General features: G+C 66.7%; 10 protein-coding genes and 1 pseudogene. All 11 read left to right on the top strand.

Going from position 1 to position 13440, the window contains the following annotated elements; genetic code table 11:
• The first annotated feature begins 53 nt into the window (after positions 1-53).
• The 11 genes and pseudogenes from B7Z66_11950 (at position 54) to B7Z66_11900 (ending at position 13433) form a co-directional block, all read left to right on the top strand.
• A complete protein-coding gene (locus tag B7Z66_11950; GenBank protein ID OYV75666.1) occupies positions 54-2393 on the top strand; it encodes a plasma-membrane proton-efflux P-type ATPase in 2340 nt (779 codons plus the stop codon).
• 4 nt (positions 2394-2397) lie between these two features.
• Positions 2398-2913, top strand: a complete 516-nt coding sequence (locus B7Z66_11945) for a hypothetical protein (GenBank protein OYV75665.1) — start codon at positions 2398-2400, stop codon at positions 2911-2913.
• Positions 2910-3179 carry a hypothetical protein gene (locus B7Z66_11940; GenBank protein OYV75664.1) on the top strand — a complete coding sequence of 90 codons (270 nt, stop codon included), beginning with the start codon at positions 2910-2912 and terminating at the stop codon, positions 3177-3179. Before B7Z66_11945 ends, B7Z66_11940 begins: the two co-directional genes overlap by 4 nt.
• A gap of 110 nt (positions 3180-3289) precedes the next feature.
• Positions 3290-4672, top strand: coding sequence for a dihydrolipoyl dehydrogenase (locus B7Z66_11935; protein OYV75663.1), 1383 nt, complete (start codon positions 3290-3292; stop codon positions 4670-4672).
• Positions 4673-4736: 64 nt separating this feature from the next.
• The gene (locus B7Z66_11930; protein ID OYV75678.1) at positions 4737-6002 is read left to right on the top strand and encodes a hypothetical protein; all 1266 of its coding nucleotides are present in this window, start codon (positions 4737-4739) and stop codon (positions 6000-6002) included.
• Positions 5999-7168 (top strand): hypothetical protein, encoded by a 1170-nt coding sequence (locus B7Z66_11925; GenBank protein OYV75677.1) that lies wholly within the window; start codon positions 5999-6001, stop codon positions 7166-7168. The genes B7Z66_11930 and B7Z66_11925 overlap by 4 nt, the downstream gene beginning before the upstream one ends.
• Positions 7169-7274: 106 nt before the next feature.
• Entirely contained in the window at positions 7275-8633 is a 1359-nt protein-coding gene (locus tag B7Z66_11920; protein OYV75676.1) for a pyridine nucleotide-disulfide oxidoreductase, read from the top strand.
• On the top strand, positions 8626-8991 hold the full coding sequence (locus B7Z66_11915; GenBank protein OYV75662.1) for a hypothetical protein: 366 nt from the start codon (positions 8626-8628) through the stop codon (positions 8989-8991). Before B7Z66_11920 ends, B7Z66_11915 begins: the two co-directional genes overlap by 8 nt.
• Positions 8958-9305, top strand: coding sequence for a hypothetical protein (locus B7Z66_11910; GenBank protein OYV75661.1), 348 nt, complete (start codon positions 8958-8960; stop codon positions 9303-9305). Before B7Z66_11915 ends, B7Z66_11910 begins: the two co-directional genes overlap by 34 nt.
• Before the next feature lie 291 nt (positions 9306-9596).
• The gene (locus B7Z66_11905) at positions 9597-11981 is read left to right on the top strand and encodes a phosphoketolase (GenBank protein OYV75660.1); all 2385 of its coding nucleotides are present in this window, start codon (positions 9597-9599) and stop codon (positions 11979-11981) included.
• Positions 11982-12029: 48 nt separating this feature from the next.
• A pseudogene (locus tag B7Z66_11900) lies at positions 12030-13433 on the top strand (alpha-glucan phosphorylase).
• The last annotated feature ends 7 nt before the right edge of the window (positions 13434-13440 follow it).

Below are 13440 nucleotides of genomic sequence, written 5' to 3'. Positions count from 1 at the left end.
ATCGTACGCTGTCGCCATCCGGCAGGAATGGCCCGTCTCCAGAGTGGGCGGAAATGAATTCCGTGGATGGAGAAGATACTTCGGCAGCGGTACACGGCCTGTCCAGCACCGGGGCTGAGGCGGGGCTGCGTCGGTTCGGTCCAAATGTCGTCCCGGAGGTCCACGTCCCGGCATGGAAGGCGCTGCTGTCCAAGTTTTGGGCGCCGGTGCCGTGGATGCTCGAGGCCACTATTCCACTCGAACTGCTGCTCGGAAAATATACCGAGGCGATCGTCATAGCCGTACTTCTGGTGCTCAATTCCACGCTGAGTTTCGTCCAGGAACGGCGAGCGAGCGATGCATTGGCGCTGCTGAGGAGGCGTTTGACGGTCCAGGCGCGGGTGTTGCGTGACGGCCACTGGCGACTGCTGCGGGCACAGGATCTCGTCCCTGGGGACATCGTGCATCTGCGCATGGGCGATATTGCGCCCGCCGATATCCGCATCCTGGATGGCGCGCTGCTTCTCGATCAATCCGCGCTCACCGGCGAGTCACTGCCCGTCGACGCGACAGCGGGTGCCAGCGCTTACGCGGGCGCGGTAGCCAAGCGTGGCGAGGCTACCGGCGTAGTGACGGCGACCGGAACCCGTACCTATTTCGGGACTACCGCAGAGCTGGTGCAGAGAGCAAAAACAGTCACCCACATCGAAGCGATCATTTTCACCATCGTCAAATATCTGGTGGCGCTCGATGCCGTGCTGGTCGTCATACTCTTGGGCTATGCATTGAGTGAAGGGCTTCCGTTGCTGGATACCCTTACTTTCGCATTGATCCTTCTCGTCGCGTCGATTCCGGTCGCTCTGCCTGCAACGTTCACCTTGGCCACCGCGTTGGGGGCTGTAGAGCTGGCACGGAAGGGAGTCCTGGTTACGCGGCTGTCAGCGATCGAAGAAGCGGCGGCGATGAATGTGTTGTGCACGGACAAGACCGGGACCATCACGGAGAACCGGCTGGAGCTTGCCGCAGCGCGTCCGCACGGAACGGTTACTGAGCCTGAACTGCTCCGACTAGCGGCGATGGCTTGTGACGAGGCCACGCAGGATCCCATCGACCTTGCGATCCTCACGGCCGCACAGGCCCGCGGTGCATCGGGCGACCTTCCACGCCGACTGGAGTTCATTCCCTTTGATCCTGCGACCAAGCGTTCGGAAGCCCGATACGAACACTCGGGGGGGCAGCTGCGCGTGGTCAAAGGTTCACCCCAGGTAATCTTTCCGTTGACATCCGAGGCCGCGGGCGCCGAGGAAATGGTCGAGCGACTGGCGGCAGAGGGATACCGGGTCCTGGCCGTCGCCGCCGGCGGCGACGGCTTGGAACTCATCGGGTTGATTGCACTCGAGGATCCTCCGCGTGAGGATTCCCGGGCGCTGGTAACCCGGCTGCAGGAGTTGGGGGTCCATGTCATAATGGTGACCGGCGACGGTATCGCCACCGCCCGCACGATCGCCGCTCGCGTGGGGATCGGCGGGGACGTGTGTCCGCGTGAGGCACTACAGTCGATGGCGGTGACGGTTCCCGCGTGCGGGGTGTTTGCCGGCGTGCTTCCGGAGGACAAGTACCGGTTGGTGCAAACGCTCCAGCGCCAAGGCGATATCGTCGGAATGACCGGGGACGGGGTGAATGACGCGCCTGCGCTGAAACAGGCCGAAGTCGGTGTAGCAGTTGCGAACGCCACGGACGTCGCCAAGGCGGCGGCCAGCGTGGTTCTTACCAATCCGGGCCTTCAGGACACTGTGGCTGCGATCGAAAGCAGCAGACGCATCTATCAGCGGATGCTTACTTATACGCTAAATAAGATCATCAAGACGTTCGAGATCGCGATATTTTTGAGTGTCGGTGTGATTACCAGCGGGGTATTCGTCGTTACGCCGCTGCTTATCGTGCTGTTGTTGTTTACCAATGATTTTGTCACGATGTCGATCGCGACCGATCGCGCAGAGGCATCGGCGGGGCCGGAGCGTTGGCGCATACCGGTTCTGATGACGACTGCAGGCGTATTGGCGGCGCTGGTGTTGACGCTATCGTTCAGCGTGTTTTTCGCGGGCCGGGATTGGCTGCGCCTGCCGCTGCCCCAGCTACAGACCCTGATATTCGTGATGCTCGTCTTTACGGGACAGAGCAACATCTATCTGGTGCGCGAGCGCGGTCACTTCTGGCGCTCGCGCCCGAGCAACTGGCTTCTGCTGAGTTCATTGCTGGATATCATAGTCGTGAGCACATTGGCAATATCGGGGGTCCTGATGACCGCGATCCCCTCTTCACTCGTGCTCGGTTTGCTGGCAGCGGTCCTCGGGTTTATGGTGGCTGCCGATTTCGTCAAGGTCAGGCTTTTTTCATACTTCAACCTGCGGTAACAACATGCCCGGTGCAACTCGGTGCTGTGAGGAAAACCCTATGGCCATTTATCATCGTATCATGGTTCCTACCGATGGCAGTCAACCGTCGGTCGCGGCGCTGGAGCATGCGCTTGTCATCGCCCGTGATCAAGGTGCCCAGTTGAAGCTCGTCGTGGTTCTGGACGAGGGAGTCAGTGATTACACGGCGGCTGAGATAGCTTGGGTCGATCGCGGGAAATGGCACAAAGAACTGCTGGCGGATGCCCGCAAGGCGCTGGAAACGGGCATGGCACGGCTGCAGGATGCGGGCCTGGAAGGTGATAGTGAGGTGATCGCGGCACCCAAAGGAGGCGTCGGAGAGGTCATTGTGGAGGCCGCCGAACGCTGGCAGGCGGATCTGCTGGTGATCGGGAGTCATGGACGCCATGGCGTGGAGCGTCTACTGCTCGGGAGCGTATCGGAGAGCGTGGTGCGCAACGGGCGGTTGCCGGTGCTGGTTGTGCCGGCGATCGCTCCGGCGGCCGATCCGCCGCCGTGATCGCCAACTTTCGCGGCCACGCGGCCAACGAGCGCACGTATCTCGCCTGGATCCGTACCGCAGTCGCCCTGATGGCATTCGGCTTCGTGATCGAGAAGTTCGATCTCTTCGTCCGCTTCATTACGCGCGGTCACGGCGGATCGCAGGGCGCCACGCGCCGGTGTCAGCGGCGCGGGGGTCGCCATGCTCGCGGTCGGTCTCGCGATCGTGGCCTTGGTGAGCTGGGGATTTCTGTGGAACCGGCGCCTCATCGACACGCCGGATGAGCATGAGTATCAGGCCATGTGGCCCAACCTGGCCCTGGGGACCGTGGCCGAGGCGCTCGGGGTGTAACTGATCGTTCACGTCGTCGCGGCGCTGTAACCGGAGAGCGGCCATGGAAAATGTGGATGTACTGACTATCGGAGCCGGGGGCGGAGCCTATCCGGCCGCGTTCCGACTCGCCCGCGCCGGGCGCCGGGTCGTGATGGTGGACCCCAAGGGGGTCATGAGCGGGAACTGCCTGGCCGAAGGCTGCGTGCCGTCCAAGGCGGTGCGGGAGATGGCGGCCTTGCGACGGCAGGCGGCCCGGCTCGGCGCCGCGGCGGGCGTCGCCGTCGCGGCGCCGGACTACGGTGCTGTGGTCGCACACAAGGATCACGTTCAGCGGGCCCGCTACGGGCAACACGCCGAGGAGCTGGAACGGGCCGGGGCGCGCCTGCGCCTGGTCCGCGGGGTCGCACGGCTGCGCGACGCGCATACCGTGGTCGTCGAGAGCGCCCGCGGCGAAGTGACGTTTCGGGCGGCGGACGTGATCCTGGCGAGCGGCGGCGAGATCGCGACACCGTCCGTCCCTGGAACGGAGTTCGCCCTGAGCAGCCGTGACCTGTATGCGCTCGATCCGAACTTGCGGGATCTGCCCGCCACGCTCGTGGTCATCGGCGGGGGGTACATCGGGCTGGAGACGGCCTCCTTCTTTCAGGCCTTCGGCTGTCGCGTGACGATCCTGGAGATGCGCGAGCGGCTGCTGCCCGGCATGGACGCCACGTTCACCGCCGAGCTGGTGGCCCTGCTCGACCCGGGTATCGAATGCGTGACCGGGGCGCGGGTGCTGCGCATCGAGGAACGAGGATCGGGTTACGGCGTGGTCTTCGAGGCCGGAGGGGCGCAACAGGAGCGGTCCGCGGACCGGGTCCTGCTGGCGGCAGGCCGGCGCCCCGTCTATCCGGAAGGCCTCGCGGATCTGGACGTGCGCCTGGGGCCCGCGGGTGTGGAGGTGGACGCCGCGATGCGCACCGGCGTCCCGGGGCTGTGGGCGTGCGGGGACGTGAACGGGCGCGTCCCCCTGTTTCATGCCGCGGTGCGCCAGTCCCTGGTCGCCGCCCACAACATCCTGGGTGGGGAGGGGCCGCTCGACTACTTCGACTTCGATGCGGTGCCGATGGCGGTGTTCACGCTCCCGGGTGGTGCGGTCGTGGGACTGACCCGGGACGCGGCCGCGGCGCGCGGCATCGAGACGATCGAGGCGTCCTACTCGTTCGCGGAGGACTCGCGCGCGCAGATCCTGGGCGAGACTGCGGGCGGCATCCGCCTGTTCTTCGAGGCCGGGTCCCTGCGGCTGATCGGCGGCTGGGTCGTCGGTCTCGACGCCGAGCATCTGATCGGGGAGATCGGACTCGCGGTCGCCGGGCGACGCTCCGCCTACGAGCTGGCCGCATTCCCCGACCAGCACCCGATGGCGGCGGAGGGGATCTGCAAGGCGGCGCGCGGCCTGTTCTGAGGTGCGGCCGGTCGGGGAACGGGATGTACAGCGGGGCGGCGACGCCCCCGCGGAGCCGGTCCGGATGCGAATATTCGACGCCCTGCCACAGGTACCGGTCGCCTTCGGCTTGACGGCGCTGTTCGGCTTCGTCATCGGGCTCGAGCTGCACAGCTACCGGCGGGCCGCGGGCCGGGACCTCGGCTTCGGCACGACGCGCACGCTCACCCTGGTGGCGATCCTTGGATTCGTGCTGGCGCTGCTCGACCACGGTCTGCGCCTCTACGCGGTCGGGCTGGTGGCCGTGGCCGTGCTGGTGGCGTTGCACTATCGTGCGCGGCTGCGGGAGGGCGAGCAGAGCCTGCTGCCGGCGCTGATCGCGTTGCTCGTCTATAGCATCGGTCCGCTCGCCCTGCGCGAGCCGATGTGGCTGCTGATCCTCTACGTGGTGGTGGTGCTCCTGCTGCTCGGCGAGAAGCCCGGTATCCGGCGCTTCTCCGACGCCTTCCGCAGCAACGAGGCCACCACGCTGGTGAAGTTCCTGATCATGGCCGGCCTGATCCTGCCGGTCCTGTCGGCGCGCCAGATCGCGCCGTTCGTCACCGTGACCTATTATCAGGTGTGGCTCGCGGTGATCGTGGTCTCGGCGATCTCCTATCTGAGCTACCTCGCCCAGACCTATTTCTTCCCGACGCGGGGCGCGTTGCTCACGGGGGTGTTGGGCGGTCTCTACTCGAGCACGGCTGCCACGGTGGTCCTCGGGCGGCGCGCGCACGGCGCCGGGGAGGGCGCCCGCGTGACGGGATCGGCGATCGCGGTGGCCAGCGCGATGATGTATCTGCGCCTGTGGGTACTGATCGCCCTGCTGGGGCACCGGGTCACCGCCGAGCGCCTGGCGGTGCCGTTCGCCGTCCTGTTCCTGCTGCTGCTCGGCGTCGCGTGGTGGATCTACCAGGGTGCGTGCCGCGAGGGCACGCCAGCGCCGTCGGAGGCGCCGCGACACCCCTTGGAGTTCTCCACGGCGGTGCTCTTCGCGGGCCTGTTCGTGCTCTTCGCCGGCCTGACTCACTTCGTGGTGCGCGGCTACGGCGCGGGGGGACTGCAGGTGCTCTCCTTCGGCGTGGGGCTGACCGACATCGACCCCTTCATCCTTGCGCTCCTCGCCGGCAAGTTTCACGTCGCCGAGGCGGCCTTGGAGGCGGCGGTCCTGATCGCCGCCGGCAGCAACAATCTGCTCAAGGCCGGGTATGCGCTGGGCCTGTCGCGCAACCGCGCGGTGGCGCCCGCGGCGGCCTGGCTGGTCGGAACGTTCGTGCTTTCGCTGCTCTACGTCTATTGGGGGCTGCGGTGAGCGGGATACCCAATGTGTTGTCCGTGAACACGGGTTCGACCTCGATCAAACTCGGCCTCTACCGGTTCGGGTCCGGGGGCGAAGAATGCCGGCTGGAGGTCGTCGCCTCGGGGATCGGCGAGCCCGCCGGCGAACTGCACGTGGGGGGCGGCGGGGACAAGGAGGCGCCCGCGCCCTTTCAGGCCGCCTCGCACACCGAGGCGCTGGGCGGGGTGCTTGCGATCCTCGAGCGCCGCGGGCTCCCGGCCCCCGACGCGATCGGGCACCGGCTGGTGCACGGCGGCGCGGCGCACCGGTCCCCGGAGCGGATCACGCCGCAGCTCCTGCGCGATCTCGATGCGGTGGTGCCGCTCGCCCCGCTGCACCTGCCGCCGGCGCTGCAGGCGATCCGTGCGGCGGCGGCGCGCTTTCCGGCGCATCCGCAGGTCGCCTGTTTCGACACCGGCTTTCACCGCGGTCTCCCGGAACTGGCGCAACGGTTGCCGCTGCCGGAAGCGCTGTGGCAGGAGGGGGTGCGCCGCTACGGATTCCACGGGCTGTCCTGTGAATACGTGGTCGAGACGCTCGGCGAAAAGGCGCTGGGGCGGCTGGTCATCGCCCACCTGGGCGGCGGCGCCAGTCTCACGGCCGTGCGCGACGCTCGCGCGGTCGACACCACCATGGGCTTTACGCCGGCCGGCGGAATCATGATGGGGACGCGCAGCGGGGATCTCGATCCGGGTGTACTGCTCTATCTTCTGCGTCGCGGGCGGAGCCCGGCGGAGGTCGAGCGCCTCGTCGAACACGAGTCCGGCCTGCTCGGCGTCTCGGGCCGCAGCGCCGACATGGCCACGTTGCTGGCCGCGCGCGGCGATCCGCGCGCGGCGCTCGCCGTGGAGCTGTTCGCCTACCAGGTGCGCAAGCGGATCGGAGCCTATGCGGCGGTTCTGGGCGGCCTGGACCGGCTGGTGTTCACCGGCGGGATCGGCGAGCACGCCGCGTCGGTGAGGGCGGCGGCCTGCCGGAGCCTCGAGTTTCTCGGCGTGCGCCTGGAGACGGCGCGTAACCAGGGCGGCACGGGGCGGATCTCGACCGACGGTGCGCCGTGCGAGGTGCTCGTGATGGCGACCGACGAGGACCGCATGATCGCGCGCCACACGCACCGGCTGCTCTCCGGCGCATCGTGAGTGCCGCCGGGCGTCCGGCTCGGGGAGATGTCCAGCTTTTGTAGGTAAGGGGGGTGAAGTGGAATCGGAGACGGACGTATTGATTGTCGGCGGGGGTCCGGCGGGCATGATGGCGGGGATCACGGCGGCGCAGTCCTGGCCCGGAAAAAAGGTCACCCTGGTGCGCCCGGAGGCCGACGCGGTGGTGCCCTGCGGGATCCCGTACATCTTCGGCACGCTCGGGGGGACGGACGAGGACTTGGCGGGACGGGCCCCGTTTCTCGCGACCGGCGGGCAGCTCGTCGTGGATCACGTGGTGGCCGTCGACCGAGCGGACCGCAGCGCGGTGCTCGGGCGTACCGGGCGCGTTCGATGGGAGCGCCTGGTGCTCGCCACCGGCTCGCAGCCGGTCCTGCCGCCGATCCCGGGACGCGAGCTGTCCGGGGTGTTCGCGATCCACAAAAATTACGAGTATCTGGATCGCCTGCTCTCCGTCGATCTGCCGTCCGTCAAGACGCTGGCGGTCGTCGGCGGCGGGTTCATCGGCGTCGAGTTCGCCGAGGAGGTGCGCAAGCGCGGCATCGAGGTGCACCTCATCGAGCAGCAGCCCCATCCGCTCGCGAACTCCTTCGACCCGGAGGTCAGTCGTCAGGTGGAGGCGGTGTTGGGGCAGATCGGCGTGAAGCTGCACACCGGCACGGGCGTCGCTGCGTTCGAAGCGGGCGACGGCGGGGACCGCGTCGGCGGGGTACGCCTGAGCGATGGGACCCTGGTTCCCTGCGACGCCGCGCTCGTCGCACTCGGCGCACGGCCGAACACCCGCCTCGCCGAGGGCATGGGTCTCACCCTCTCGCGCTCGGGCGGCGTATGGGTCGACGGTTTCCAGCGCAGCCGCGAGGATCCCGCGATCTCCGCCGTCGGCGATTGTGCCCACAAGCAGGACTTCTTCACGCGCCATGCCAGTCACGCGATGCTCGCCTCGCAGGCCGCCGCCGAAGGGCGCATCGCGGGGATGAACCTCTACGGCCTGCGCCTGCTGCGCGCCAACGCGGGGACCATCGCCGTCTATGCGAGCCGGATCGCGGATCTCGCCTTCGGGGTCGCCGGGCTCACCGAGGCGACCGCCCGCGCCCTCGGTTTCTCGGTCGTCGCCGGCAGCGTGCGCCTGCCCGATCACCACCCTGCGACCATGCCCGGGACGCGCGAGATCCACTGCCGCCTGCTCTTCGACCGCGTCAGCGAGCGCCTGCTCGGCGGGCAGGTCACCGGCGGGGCGACGACGGCCGAGTTGCTGAACACCATTGCCATCGCGATCCAGTTGCGGGCGACGGCGACCGATATCGCGAGCCTGCAGTTCGGCAGTCACCCGCGCCTGACCGCGCCGGTTCACCCCGTGGTTGCCGCGACCGGAGACGCCCTGGTACGTTGGGGCGGCGCCGGGTCGGATGCGCCCGGTTCCTCGCCGCCGAGGGTTGCCGATGGATAAGAAGGGAAAGTCGCCGAAGGGCGGATCGTCGCAGGACAAGCCCCGCATCGAGATCCGGCCGCCGGAGGAGCAAAAATTCTGGCGGCGGCCGGGATTCAATCTGCTGGTCTATCTGCTGGTCTATCTGCTGCTCTTTCTGGGCCTGCTCTACTTCTGGCAGACGAAACCACCACAGCAGGCGCGCGAGACCTCCTACAGCGAGTCCCTGCAGTACGTGCGGAAGGATCAGGTGCGCACCGCGATCCTGCGGCTCCACACGCGGGAGATGCGCATCGCCGCGGTGTCGTGCGGGTGGTGGCGCAGCGCACGCCCGGCTTCGTCAGCGTGGATCTGGCCAACATCGCCAACGAGGCGGTGATCCGCGCCGTGCGCGAGGGGCACGATGAGATCGCGATGGCGGATTTCGAGGCCGCCATCGACCGCGTGATCGCCGGTGCGGAGAAGAAGCACCGCGCCCTCAACGCCGAGGAGACGCGTGGGGTGGCCTACCACGAGTCGGGGCACACGCTCGTGACGGAAGTCCGCGCCCTGGTCGAGGAGGGGCACGCACGCGCGCGGGAGATCATGGAGCAGCGCCGAGAGGCGCTGGAGGCGCTGGCAAAGGTGCGGCAGGAGAAGGAGGTGATCGACGGCGAGGAGGTCAAGCGCATCATCGGTGGGGTTACCGCCTGAACGTCGGGGCGGTGGTGGTTTTCGCACCATTTGCGGGCGTAACAGGAGGCGAAGGTTTTTGCGCGCCCGGCCTGTAACTGCGGGCACTGCATGTCGCGGCGCGATGGCGGAGTATTCCTACCCGCGTTGACCGGTGTCAACCGCATGGGCGCGGCGCGACGGTAAACTTGTAATGTAGCCGACTCCGGGTGCGAGGGCGCCGGGACGAGCGCCGGCGGTTCAAACCGGCGTGCCGGCATGCATGCCCGCGGGCGCCGGCAGGGACATCGGAACCGAACGAGGAGGTCAGTGATGACGGAAACGGGCACTGGATCCGGGCCGCTGGCGCCGGACGAACTGCGCAGGATGGACAACTACTGGCGCGCGAGTCTCTATCTGTGTGCCGCCATGCTCTATCTCAAGGCAAACCCGCTGCTCAAGGAACCGCTTAGGATCGAGCACATCAAGAAGCGGCTGCTCGGGCATTGGGGATCCGATCCCGCCCAGACCTTCGCGTGGGTACATCTGAACCGCCTTATCAAACGCGACGACCTCAATATGATCTTTGTGTCGGGGCCCGGCCATGGCGCGCCGTCCATGCTCTCGCAGGCGTATCTGGAAGGAACCTATGTGGAAGTGTATCCGGACCACGGGGGTGACGAGGAGGGGCTGCGGAGATTCCTCAAGCAGTTCTCGTTTCCAGGTGGCATCGGTAGTCACTGCACCCCGGAGACCCCTGGATCCATCCACGAGGGCGGTGAGCTCGGCTACAGCTTGTCGCACGCCTTCGGCGCGGCTTTCGACCAGCCCGATCTGGTCGTGGCGGTGGTGGTGGGGGATGGGGAGGCCGAGACCGGACCCCTGGCTACCTCCTGGCACTCTAACAAGTTTCTCAATCCCGCCCGCGACGGGGCCGTGCTGCCGATCCTCAATCTCAACGGCTATAAGATCGCCAATCCCAGCATCCTCGCGCGCATCCCGCACGAGCAGCTCGAAAGCCTGTTTCGCGGCTACGGCTACAAGCCGTACTTCGTGGAGGGGGACAATCCCGATACGATGCATCAGCGCATGGCGGCGACGCTGGATGAAGTGCTCGAGGTGATTGGCGGGATCCAGCAGCAGGCGCGCGGCACAGGGCTGCAGGGCCTGCCGCAGTGGCCGATGATCGTGCTGCGCACGCCCAAGGGCTGGACCTGCCCGAAGGAGATCGACGGTCACCGGCTGGAGGGATTCTGGCGTGCGCACCAAGTGCCGTTCGACGTCCATGACGACCCGGCGCATCTAGCATTGCTCGAGCGTTGGCTGCGCGGTTACCAACCCGAACGACTGTTCGACGCGGATGGGGCACTGATCCCGGAGTTGCGGGCACTGGCGCCGACCGGTACGCGGCGCATGAGCGCCAACCCGGTGACCAACGGTGGTCTGGTGCGTAAGGCACTGCGGCTCCCAGACTTTCGCAACTACGCCGTCGAGTTGACACAGCCAGGCCAGATACGAGTAGAAAATACGCGTGTACTCGGGCGTTTTCTGCGCGATACCATGCGCCAGAATATGAATACCTTTCGCGTATTCGGTCCGGACGAGACTGCGTCGAACCGACTCGACGATCTATACGAGGTCACGGGTAAGACATGGATGGCGGAGATTCTGCCCGAGGACGCGGACGGCGGATACCTTGCGCCCGACGGGCGCGTGATGGAGATGCTCAGCGAGCACACACTCGAGGGATGGCTGGAGGGCTATCTGCTGACCGGACGGCACGGCCTCCTGTCGTCCTACGAGGCCTTCATCCACGTCATCGACTCGATGTTCAACCAGCATGCGAAGTGGCTCGAGAAGTGTCTCGACGTTCCGTGGCGTACGCGCATATCCTCGCTCAATCTTCTGGTCACCTCGACGGTCTGGCGCCAGGACCACAACGGCTTCTCGCACCAGGATCCGGGTTTCCTCGACCTGGTGACGAACAAGAGCCACCGTGTCACGCGCATCTATCTGCCGCCGGACGCCAACTGTCTGCTGTCGGTCGGCGATCACTGCCTGCGCAGCACGAACTACGTCAACGTTATCGTCGCGGACAAGCAGCATCACCTGCAATATCTTTCGATCGACGAGGCGATCGAACACTGCACCAAGGGGGTCGGCATCTGGGACTGGGCGAGCAGCGACGCCGGCGCCGAGCCGGACGTGGTCATGGCCTGCGCTGGCGACGTGCCGACGATGGAGTCGCTGGCGGCCACGGCGCTGCTGCGCGAGCACTTCCCGGATCTCAAGGTGCGTTTCGTGAACATCGTGGACCTGTTCCGGCTGCTCCCGCAGAGTGAACACGAGCACGGGCTCTCGGATCGCGACTTCGACAGCCTGTTCACGCGCGACCGGCCGATCGTGTTCAACTTCCACGGCTATCCCTATCTGATCCACAAGCTCGCCTACCGGCGCACCAACTCCCGCAATCTGCACGTACGCGGGTACAAGGAGTACGGAAACATCAATACGCCCATGGAACTGGCCATCCGCAACCAGATCGACCGCTTCAACCTGGTGATCGACGTCATCGATCGCGTGCCCCGGCTGCAGGTGGCCGGGGCGCACGTCAAGGAGCGGATGAAGAACGAGATCATCTCGAGCATCCATTTCGCATCGCAGGAAGGTTACGACCGGCCCGAGTTCACCGATTGGGAGTGGCCTTATGAACGGTAGATGCCCGGCGCCGCGGCGGGCCGGCGGAGGGAGGGAACGGCGATGCCCATGACGCACTACGTGGCACGGTCGCTGCCGGAGGCGCTGCAGGGTCTGGCGATCCTGGCCGCGGACCTGCGCTGGAGTTGGCACCATGGCGGTGACGAACTCTGGCGCACGGTCGACCCGGATCTCTGGGCGGCCACCCGTAACCCCTGGCTGATTCTGGAGACCGTGTCGGAACGCCGTCTCGACGAACTGTCGCGGGATGCGGCCTTTCTCGAAACCCTCAACCGACAGCTCGCCGCGCGCGAGGCGCACCTGCACGCCGAGACCTGGTTCGATGGGATTCGCCCCGAGGGCTTCGCCGGGGCAGTGGCCTACTTCAGCATGGAGTTCGGTCTGAGCGAGTCGCTGCCAATCTACTCCGGCGGCCTCGGCGTGCTCGCCGGGGACCACCTCAAGACCGCCTGCGATCTGGGCGTGCCACTGTTCGGGATCGGCCTGCTCTATCAGCAGGGTTACTTTCGGCAGGCGCTGGATCCGCAGGGGGAGCAGTTGGAGTTCTTCCCGTACAACGACCCGACCATGATGCCGGTGGTGCCGCTGCGCGACGCCGACGACGAGTGGGTGCAGGTGTCGGTGGAACTGCCCGGGCGCACGCTGCGGCTGCGGGCCTGGCAGGTGAAGGTCGGGCGCCGCTGGCTGTACCTGCTCGACAGCAACGACCCGCTCAACGCCCCCGGGGATCGCGGCATCACCAGCGACCTCTACGGGGGCGGCAGCGAGCTGCGCCTGCAGCAGGAGATCGTGCTCGGGATCGGCGGCTGGCGGCTGGTGGATACGCTCGGTCTGGACTGCCCCGTCTGCCACCTCAATGAGGGTCATGCGGCGTTCGCGATCCTCGAGCGAGTGCGTACATTCATGAACCATAGTAAAGAAGTTTCGTTCGAGGCTGCTCTGAACTGTACGCGTGGTGGCAACCTGTTTACGACGCACACGCCGGTGGCGGCGGGATTCGACCGGTTCGATCCGGGGCTCTTCAGCCGGTACTTCCGTGACTATGCCGCTTCCCTGGGGGTCGGCATCGAGACCTTGCTGACCCTGGGCCGTGCCGATGCTGGGGATCGGAAAGAACCCTTCAACATGGCCTATCTGGCGGTGCATGGCAGCGCTGCGGTAAACGGCGTCAGTCGCCTGCACGGTGCCGTGAGTCGGCGCATCTTTCAGCCGCTGTTTCCTCATTGGCCTGAGGCCGAGGTTCCGGTTAGTCATGTCACCAATGGCGTGCACGTACCGTCCTGGGATTCCATGGCGGCCGATGAATTATGGACCCACGCGTGCGGGAAGTCGCGCTGGCTCGGGGCGCTGGAAACGCTTGAGACCGATCTTCGGGCGGTGCCCGATGAGACTTTGTGGGCGTTTCGAGGCGCCGCACGTCGGCGCCTCGTCGAACGCGTGCGTGTGCGCATGGCCGCAC

The organism is Chromatiales bacterium 21-64-14 (genome assembly GCA_002255365.1).
In the GTDB taxonomy this organism is placed as follows: Bacteria; Pseudomonadota; Gammaproteobacteria; order 21-64-14; family 21-64-14; genus 21-64-14.
The sequence above is the reverse complement of the archived record's forward strand: the minus strand, read 5'-3'. Positions and strand labels throughout refer to the sequence as shown.